The 1,235-nt window shown below is 58.9% G+C and carries 1 protein-coding gene; it reads left to right on the top strand.

Features of this window, described 5'->3' with window-relative positions:
• The first annotated feature begins 308 nt into the window (after positions 1-308).
• On the top strand, positions 309-1,166 hold the full coding sequence (locus NZK35_RS34165; RefSeq protein WP_259637011.1) for an alpha/beta hydrolase: 858 nt from the start codon (positions 309-311) through the stop codon (positions 1,164-1,166).
• Positions 1,167-1,235: the final 69 nt, after the last annotated feature.

Here is a 1,235-nt window from a genome sequence, read left to right as displayed (position 1 = left end):
TTGGGCTAAAGCCCAATACCAACTCGACCGGAGGAAACAGGGAAGAGGGGTTCTGTACGTGTCGCTGCCGATTCAACGATTGGGGGTCGGCTGGAAATGAAGGTAGGGAAATTTGGGAGATTGATTGGTCAAAAGATTGATTGGCTGGCGGAGGATTTCGTGACCCGTTGGCTGGATTTTTTGACCACCCCATTTTTTGACCTTGTTTCGTTCTCCCTGATCCTTCCTCAGCAAGGATGCCGCGGTTGCGTTAACCTGTTGCTTCTGGCACTTTTGATTCACGACCACTGACGCGGGACGACTCTGCGATGCGACACTCTTGGCTGATTTGCGGGCTGGCGATTTGCCTTTGTTGGGGAACTTCGGTGCGAGCCGAAGTCACGATCACACCGGACGTCGTCTACGGCCACAAGTCGGGATTGGCGATGACGATGGATGTGTTTACGCCGACGGAAAATGCCAACGGGGCGGGGGTGTTGTTCATGGTCAGTGGCGGTTGGTATTCCAGCTGGCAGCCGCCGGAGCAGATGCAGGGCCGGTTCAAGCCGTTGACGGACAAGGGGTTCACGGTGTTTGCGGTTCGCCATGGAAGCAGCCCCAAGTTTTCGATTCCCGAAGCGGTTTCGGACGTTCGTCGTAGCGTCCGGTTCGTTCGCCTGAACGCGGATCGGTTCAAGATCGACCCGCAACGACTCGGCGTCTATGGCTACAGCGCCGGCGGGCATCTGTCATTGATGTTGGGGACGGCGTCGGACGCAGGAGACCCGGCGGCGAACGACCCGGTGGAGCGGGTTTCTGATCGCGTCGCCGCGGTCGTCGCCTTTGTGGCTCCGACCGATTTGCGGATCATGGTCAAAGACGCTCCCGATCGGCTGGAGGCGTACGCTCGGTTTCCGGCCTTGGATCTTGATCTGAAGCTTGCCGAAGAGGGCTCGCCGCTGGTTCATGTGACCCCGGACGATCCACCGACGCTGTTGATCGCCGGGGACCAGGATGATCTGGTGCCGATCGAGCACAGTCGAAAGATCCATGCGGCCTTTGAGGAGGCGAACGTCATGAGTCGGCTGATCGAAGTCGCCGGCGCCGGCCACGGGTTTCGAGGTGAAGACGCTCGTCGGTCGACCGAATCGATGGTGGAGTGGTTTCAATTGCAACTCGCTCCGTAAGACGCCATGCGGTTGGACCCTCTAAACGTATTAGCGGAACGGCGCGAGCCGTCCGGTCGCGGTTCAAAA

It is taken from the genome of Stieleria sedimenti (assembly GCF_025060895.1).
GTDB classification, from domain to species: domain Bacteria; phylum Planctomycetota; class Planctomycetia; order Pirellulales; family Pirellulaceae; genus Stieleria; species Stieleria sedimenti.
This window is presented reverse-complemented; position numbering and strand designations above follow the sequence as displayed.